Raw genomic sequence first — 6858 nt, 5'->3', positions numbered from 1 at the left:
TGCGGGGTCAAGCGTTTCGAGCAGCTCGACCATCTGCGACAAGTCAGCCTCGGCGATGGCGATGCCTTCCGCATTCGCCACCACGCGAGCCTCGCGCATAGCCGCCACCAAGCTGCGACGCTGCTCGCTTCCGCGCTCGGTCGCGCTGCCGTAAGTGCCGCCATACACCATACACGTTTGGTTGACGCCCACATTCATCATGAGTTTCGTCCACATGCGACGCTCAATGTCGGGCTCCACCACATGGGCGATGCCCGCGCGGGAATATAACTCGGCAATATCAGCCACCACGGCGGGGTCGGTATCGAGCGCCGCGCCGAAGCGGATCTCGCCTGGCCTGCCATATGTGAGTTCGTTGTTCAAGAACACGGCGTCCATGCCCTGGCAAATGCCGAGCACCGTGCGCTGCCAGCCGAAACGCTCAGCGATTTTCTGCTCGCTCGTAATGCCGTTGCACAGCGACGCGATGCACGTTTCGGGGCCCACAACGGCTTCCATAGTGTCGAGCGCTTGGTTGAGGCCGGTGGTTTTAATCGTAAGAATCACTAAGTCAGCGGGAGTCGCTTCGCTCGCGCGCACGCTGCGCAAACTGCACGGCTCGCCATTGATTCTCAGCTGATCGGCCGCGTGACGCTCATAGCGCACGTCGTCCATCACGTATTCCACGGCATCGGGGCCCAACGCGCGGGCAATCATGTCGCCATACAGCAGCCCCACACCGCCTTTCCCGATGAATGCAACTTTGTTGATGCGCATGATGAATCTGATTCCCTTTGCTCTCGTTGATTCGCTAACGCAAAGTATATGCGGCATCGCGCAAACAACGCCAATTTCACGGCATCTAGGCGGCCTCATCGCAAGGGATTTCTATTCCACGTCAACCCACTTCACTCGATAATCCTCGTCAATGGTTTTGCCGACGTTTTTGACGTATGCTTCAAGCAGCGTTTTTGCGCTATCGCGGGCGGCGGCAATCATAGAATCGTCGCTGCGCGCACGCTCGAGGGTCTCTTGCTGAGCTTTCGTAAGGGCCTTTTTTCGATCTTCATCGGTCACTTCGGTCAAAAAACCGTTGTCGTCAACGGGGTCGGACATGGATTCAGCCGGAATTTTCGGGTCCTTCAAAACCTGCCCTTTTGGAATAGATATCTTCACCACGCCATTCCTGTCGGGCGCACTAATCTCAACTTTACTCGCATCGATTCCGAAGCTCACCACAGCGTTGTATTCGAACCACTCTTGCTTCCGGCCGTGGTCGGTGAGAATCCAATCGCGATCGCGCTCGATTCGAACGACATTGTGGTATGTGCATTCAAACGTCGCGAGCTTCGCGACTTCCTGGGCATTGCTGAAATCGGCCGTTTTCGCCTGCTCGGGTTGACAACCAGAAAGTCCGAATAGCAGACACCCCAGAAAAACGGCAACAACGGCAACGCGAATTCTATTCATCGGAGCTCGCCTCCTGTTCGGAAGTTTCCTGCTGTGCGCCATCGTCCGCATCGGACGGCTCCACCACATCTTCAGGCGGATTTCCCTCCCAATCGATCGCGTACCCCTTTGCGTCCAGAATTGGCATAAGCAGCACCTCCATCATGCGCTTCATATTCTGTTCGGCCGTATAACGAATGCCTTGCGCCTGGTCGATTTCAGCAAGCACATCGGCCTCGCATATGGCCATTACGTCTTTGGGGTTCGCGTCGGGCTGCTTGGGCATGTAGTCGAACGACGCAGTGTCAATTGTCGGCTCGTCGAGCTGCAATTCGGGCAAAACCGGGGTCACCGTTCTGGCGTCGTCATCGACATTAAACGTGACCTTGCTCAAATCGTAACCAGCGTCTACGGTCGATTCGTAATATACGCGGTAGTCGACGTCACCTTTGTCATTGTGCTTTTCGGCAATACCGGTATAGCGATACGTCGCCGTTTCGAGCTTGCTCACATTAACGATGCCCACAAGGTCGCTCGACGTGAGGTATTCCGTTTTATTGGACTTCTTGGCCGTCGACACGCCAACGACCACAGCAATTACCACGACGACTGCAGCAACGGCCGCCAAAAGGCCAAGCTTCACCTTGCGGGGCAAAAGCGGGGCACGCTTGGCTCGACGCTCAGCTTTCGCCGTTCTCTCACGCTGCTTTTCGAGACGACGCTGCGCATCAACGAGCTCCCTCTCGGCCCGATATTTAGCGATGTCGGCTTCCCTCTCGCACCGAGCATCACGCTCCTCGGGAGTTTCGTCCAAGGAGTCCCCATTCTGACAAGACTCTTGCTTCCCCATCTTCTCCAACCTTATCTAGCCTGGACAACCTAGGTTCTAAATCAATTCGCTGTTATCCTCGATTTCGATGCTCCTAGCTTCAATGGCCTCTTCTTCAGTAGGAACCGAGTCGTCGAAATCTTCGCCGTTGATAAACATATTGATGGCGTTCTTGGCAATCACGCTCGTCGTAACCACATCAAGACCACCGCCGATAACGCCTCCCGCGATTGGCACCATTTTCCCTAAATTGATAATTCCCTTCTCGCCCATTTTCGTAATGAAGCGGAAGCCCATCTTTTGATTGATTTTCACAAGAACGGAACCTGGTATCTTTTTTATAGCCGCCATCAGCGTCTTTTCGCCTACCTTGATACCCGCTTGCTTCGCAATGTCGGCAACCGTCGTACCGGTTAGGCACATGTAGACCATTGTTTGAACCTGATCGGACTTTATGTCGTACCCACCAAGCTTCGCAATGCAAGCAATCATGCGCATCTGCACGTACATGACGCTTCCCACATTTGCCGGAATTGCCACGGGAATCGTAATGATCCCGCCCAAACCCGAAAGGAAGCCAGACGTTCCGCACTTCATTACCTGCACCTTGGCAAGGGCCTTCGCAGCCTGCTCGGGTGTTGCCGTTTTCGAAACGTAGTCCGAAACCATCTCATCAACGGAACGGCTTATGTTGGGAATGCCATCGAGGGCTTGATGATAAATCGTATCAAGAGCCCTTCCCGCCGATTCCTCATCAATCGAATCGGATGCTCCCTTTATTGCATTCGATACATTATCGGCAATGCCGCTTGCCCCCTTAACGATTGCATTCGCGCCGCCGCCAACCGCTTTCGCAGCCTGCTCGGCACCATCGCCCACGGCATGGGCCACGTTATTCCCCTGCTCCGCCAAAAATGCCCCAGCATCGTTTGCCGCTTTCGCCGCTTGCTCGGCGCCTTCGCTTACCGCATGGGCCACGTTGTTGCCTTGGTCTTGCAAAAAGGCGCCCGCGCCGGCCGCAGCCTTCCCGATTTCCCCGAACGGATTGAATCCCATAGCCCTTACCTCCTTGTAGCCAAAAATGGACAGCGGCGCTGTTTCGTGCGCGTCATCTGCCCATTCGTTTTTTGACTTGCTATAGCATATCGCCTATTCAATTTTACCCCATACCATGGCCGCATGGATTCAAGCGAACGCAAAAGATTGCTCGGCGCCGCAATTAGGCGTGAACGGGAGAGGCAGGGCCTCTCCCAGCGCAAGCTTGCCTTGATGGCCGGCTCAAACCAAACGCACATATGGCACATCGAGGACGGCTCCGTAAGCATTGGGCTCGACCTTTTATGCCGCATTGCCGACAGCCTCGGCGTAAAGGTGGCCGACCTCATCGATTTCTAGGGTCGATTTCGCCTCCCACACGCGCCAGCATCGCCACGTTGCTTCGCCGAACAGTTGCAAAATGCAACGCCACAAGCTCAGCAAGTCCGCCGAAAGTCACATCAGGTCGCGCGCGGACGCCAAGCCGCCAGACCAAACGCCCGCACCCACCGGCTGCGTCTAATCGAGCACTTTCGACAAATCGTAATTCTCATCGTAAAGCTCACCATACACATCGGAATGCATCGTGTACAAATCGCTTTGCGCGTCGGACATCGCCTGATAGAAGTCACTTTGCGCATCGGACATCGTACGATACAAATCGCTTTGCTCGTCAGACGCCTCTGAGTAGGGCTTCACGTCATAAGCATCCTTCATCACGTCGCTATAAAACGTGCGATACACATCTTTGTGCGCATCGGTGTACACGCTGCGATACATTTCCTTATACGCATCGTCGTACACCGCACGATAGAACGCCTTCATTGCATCGTCAATGTCGTCCGAGCTCATGCTCGGAGCCTGCTGCGCAAGCAGCGTGTAATACTTTTTCGCATTGTCGCTCGTGCGAGTAAACAACGCACTCGATTTTTCCTGCGTGTTCGTGAACCAGTTCGCAAGCAGGTCTTTGTTCGCCGAATAATCAGCATACGAGCCGCCCGCCTTCGACTTCACGTCTTCGAGCTGCGCGGCAATATCCGCTTCCGTCGATTCGAAGTCCGCTTCAATGCCGGCGATTATTCCGTCGAGTGTGTTGGCGTCCTGCTGCGCGGCGCCTTTCGCCGCGCCCGTGGCGTCACCCGAAGCGCTCGCGCCCATCGATTGCTGCTGAGCGCCTTGATCGCCTGCCGTCTGGGTGGTGCCTTGCTGTGCGGAGCAGCCCGCAAGCGCGACAATCGCGATAAGGACAACCGCTACGCACCCTAGCTTCACTATGCTCGCAGCCCCAGCCACCCTGCTGTCTTCCATCGATTTCATCATCGCTTCGCCTTCCTATTCCCTACTCTCAATCGCGTCTTCCGTCGAAAAGCCACGCGCATGCATATCGATGCGCGAAGCCTCAAGCGCTGCATTCGCATACGTCCATGTCGCAGGACCAAGCCACAACTCGCACGTAAGCCCCATGCCCGACGCATTCATCGCCCGAGCAAGCAGCATCCCTGCATCGATAGCGCGCAACGCACACCGCTCGGAAACCGCATGCACTGAAGCTGAGCAAATCTCCTTCGCATCATTCGAACCCGGAGCTTGACCGCACGCGCGAACGCGCGCGAGATCCGCGAAAAGCTTCGACAGGAGCCCCTCGGCAGCAAGCCCGAGCGCCGCATGCGCATCGCAAAACGCACGCGCATCTTCCGCGAACGACGCATCGATAAGCCCCGCAAATACCGTTACGTCCCCCTGCTCGATTGCACATCGCAACGCGCGAGCCGACATGCTTGCACCCGCATGGGCATCGCAGGCCTCGCGGGCGGCCTGCTCGCATCGCACAAGCTTGCGCAACACGTCGCGCGCTCCTTCGCAAGACGCGAGTTCGTCGCGAACCTCATCAAGCGTCTTGCCCTGCCTGCGCCCCCGCGCCAGCAAGAAGAGCTTCGCCACATCGGGAACCTCATACACGCGCCAACCCCACGTGGTATTGCGCGGCTTCACGATGCCGAGCCCGCCCGCACCTTCATAGCACGCACGTTGAATGTCGCGGCGTGGCAACCCAACCAGCACTTCCACCTGGGAAATCTTCCAGCCGTCTGCCACTTCGTCGCGCATTCCCTGCCCTCCTTTCTTCCAGCTAACCTGTTCAACGCTTGAACAGCAACACCCCATTTGTCCAACGGCGTTTTTCTTTTCGCTCGTCATGTCGCACCCTTTCTTACGACCAGGACAAGGTCATCGGCGCCTTGTCGTAAGAGGGCATGTAAATTTTGCGAGGGCGGCATACCGACGCTTCGCTTTCAAATTGCACACGGGAGCAAGGCATTTCGCCTATACTTGTGCGCCGGAAAAGAAAAGCGCGATCACGCGCCGCAACAGGAAGATTCTTATGCTGAAACTACATGTGCTCGCAAGCGGCAGCAAAGGCAATGCCGCCATTGTCGAAAACGCCGCGACAGGCGCGGGCGTGCTTATTGACTGCGGAATTTGCAAGCGCGATTTCCTCGAACGCTGCGACGAAGCAGGCTTCGACCCCACGCGGCTCGAAGCCGTATTCATCACCCATGAACACGGGGACCACACCAAAGGCCTGGGCGTGGTGCTGCGTGGCCTGGCGAAACTCGGTTGCGCGCCAATGGTATACGTGAATCGCGCTTGCGTCGACAGCAGCTCAACGCTGCAGAAGATTGCGAGCGATTTCGAAACGGCGACGCTTGGCGCAGCACTTACGCTTTCCCAAGACGAAAATGCGAGCGAGGGCCGCAATGAGGCTTCCGTCTGCGATGAGCGCGTCGTGTGCGCCGCCGGTTTGCATGTGCTCCCCTTCGCCACCAGCCACGACGCCGCCGCTTCATTCGGCTTTCGCGTCGAGTCGCCCGACGGCGACGCGCTGGGATACATAACCGATTCGGGCATCGTGACGAGCGCCGCGCACGCGGCTTTGCGCGACGTGCGCATTTTGGCGCTCGAGAGCAATCATGACGAGCGCATGCTGAAAAACGGCGATTACCCTTACATTATTAAGAAGCGAATCGCCTCGGAGCTCGGCCACCTCTCAAACCCGCAGGCTACCGATGAGCTCGCAACTCTCATCACCGAATCGCGCGCAGCCGGCCTGCGCACGCCCGAAACCGTCGTCGCCATGCACATCTCGCAAAACAATAACAACTACGACCTTCCACGGGCGGCGCTCGAAGAGGGTCTCGCCATCGCCAGCGGCAACGCGCGCATTCTTTGCGGCTACCAGGGCCGCCTCACGAGCGTGAAATAACGCAGACACCACGCGTCGACCGCGCAAGGTGCTCATTTTCAACCGCGCAAGCTCCCGAAAACGCAAAAAGCCCGCTCTTGCGAGCGGGCCTTGCAATTGCATATCGCGCGACGCCTTTCGGCGAGCTGGAGTGGGCCTTAAAGCCTAGTCCTCCTGCTCCAGGGCAGCGATGACCTCGTCAGTCATATCCATGGAGTGGTACACGTTCTGGAGGTCTTCGAGCTCCTCGAGCTTGTCGACCAGACGCATAACCTTCGCGGCGTCCTTCGGGTCAACTTCGGTCGGAGTGGTCGGGATCATCGTG

9 protein-coding genes are annotated in these 6858 nt (G+C 57.1%); 2 read left to right on the top strand and 7 right to left on the bottom strand.

Annotated features, from left to right (window positions below; all coding sequences use genetic code 11):
* The 4 genes from ACWI8T_RS07425 to ACWI8T_RS07410 form a co-directional block, all read right to left on the bottom strand.
* On the bottom strand, positions 1-756 hold a 756-nt coding region (locus tag ACWI8T_RS07425), incomplete at its 3' end, for a ketopantoate reductase family protein (RefSeq protein ID WP_449138477.1).
* Positions 757-867: 111 nt separating this feature from the next.
* Complete coding sequence (locus tag ACWI8T_RS07420) at positions 868-1449, bottom strand: DUF4230 domain-containing protein (protein WP_449138476.1); 582 nt, start codon at positions 1447-1449, stop codon at positions 868-870.
* The gene (locus ACWI8T_RS07415; protein ID WP_449138475.1) at positions 1442-2242 is read right to left on the bottom strand and encodes a DUF4230 domain-containing protein; all 801 of its coding nucleotides are present in this window, start codon (positions 2240-2242) and stop codon (positions 1442-1444) included. The genes ACWI8T_RS07420 and ACWI8T_RS07415 overlap by 8 nt, the downstream gene beginning before the upstream one ends.
* Positions 2243-2314: 72 nt before the next feature.
* Positions 2315-3313 carry a hypothetical protein gene (locus tag ACWI8T_RS07410; protein WP_449138474.1) on the bottom strand — a complete coding sequence of 333 codons (999 nt, stop codon included), beginning with the start codon at positions 3311-3313 and terminating at the stop codon, positions 2315-2317.
* 123 nt (positions 3314-3436) lie between these two features.
* Here ACWI8T_RS07410 and ACWI8T_RS07405 point away from each other — a divergent pair, with 123 nt between their 5' ends.
* Positions 3437-3652 (top strand): helix-turn-helix domain-containing protein, encoded by a 216-nt coding sequence (locus ACWI8T_RS07405; RefSeq protein WP_114615916.1) that lies wholly within the window; start codon positions 3437-3439, stop codon positions 3650-3652.
* Positions 3653-3811: 159 nt separating this feature from the next.
* Here ACWI8T_RS07405 and ACWI8T_RS07400 read toward each other — a convergent pair whose 3' ends face one another.
* A complete protein-coding gene (locus ACWI8T_RS07400) occupies positions 3812-4612 on the bottom strand; it encodes a hypothetical protein (RefSeq protein ID WP_449138473.1) in 801 nt (266 codons plus the stop codon).
* A gap of 12 nt (positions 4613-4624) precedes the next feature.
* Positions 4625-5398 carry a hypothetical protein gene (locus tag ACWI8T_RS07395; protein WP_449138472.1) on the bottom strand — a complete coding sequence of 258 codons (774 nt, stop codon included), beginning with the start codon at positions 5396-5398 and terminating at the stop codon, positions 4625-4627.
* Between the two features lie 274 nt (positions 5399-5672).
* Between ACWI8T_RS07395 and ACWI8T_RS07390 the strand changes: the two genes are divergently transcribed.
* Positions 5673-6554 (top strand): MBL fold metallo-hydrolase, encoded by an 882-nt coding sequence (locus tag ACWI8T_RS07390; protein WP_449138471.1) that lies wholly within the window; start codon positions 5673-5675, stop codon positions 6552-6554.
* Positions 6555-6698: 144 nt separating this feature from the next.
* Here the strand turns inward: ACWI8T_RS07390 and ACWI8T_RS07385 are convergent, their stop codons facing one another.
* Entirely contained in the window at positions 6699-6854 is a 156-nt protein-coding gene (locus ACWI8T_RS07385; protein WP_449138478.1) for a YebC/PmpR family DNA-binding transcriptional regulator, read from the bottom strand.
* Positions 6855-6858 lie beyond the last annotated feature (4 nt).

This window comes from Slackia sp., assembly GCF_977041755.1.
Note: the sequence above shows the minus strand (reverse complement) of the source record. Positions and strands in the feature narration are given on the sequence as shown.

What these genes read in the sequence shown, in the direction of transcription:
- ACWI8T_RS07420 (WP_449138476.1), bottom strand. Translation starts at nt 1,449, where the DNA reads ATGAATAGAATTCGCGTTGCCGTTGTTGCCGTTTTTCTGGGGTGTCTG.
- ACWI8T_RS07410 (WP_449138474.1), bottom strand. Translation starts at nt 3,313, where the DNA reads ATGGGATTCAATCCGTTCGGGGAAATCGGGAAGGCTGCGGCCGGCGCG.
- ACWI8T_RS07405 (WP_114615916.1), top strand. Translation starts at nt 3,437, where the DNA reads ATGGATTCAAGCGAACGCAAAAGATTGCTCGGCGCCGCAATTAGGCGT.
- ACWI8T_RS07400 (WP_449138473.1), bottom strand. Translation starts at nt 4,612, where the DNA reads ATGATGAAATCGATGGAAGACAGCAGGGTGGCTGGGGCTGCGAGCATA.
- ACWI8T_RS07395 (WP_449138472.1), bottom strand. Translation starts at nt 5,398, where the DNA reads ATGCGCGACGAAGTGGCAGACGGCTGGAAGATTTCCCAGGTGGAAGTG.
- ACWI8T_RS07390 (WP_449138471.1), top strand. Translation starts at nt 5,673, where the DNA reads ATGCTGAAACTACATGTGCTCGCAAGCGGCAGCAAAGGCAATGCCGCC.
- ACWI8T_RS07385 (WP_449138478.1), bottom strand. Translation starts at nt 6,854, where the DNA reads ATGATCCCGACCACTCCGACCGAAGTTGACCCGAAGGACGCCGCGAAG.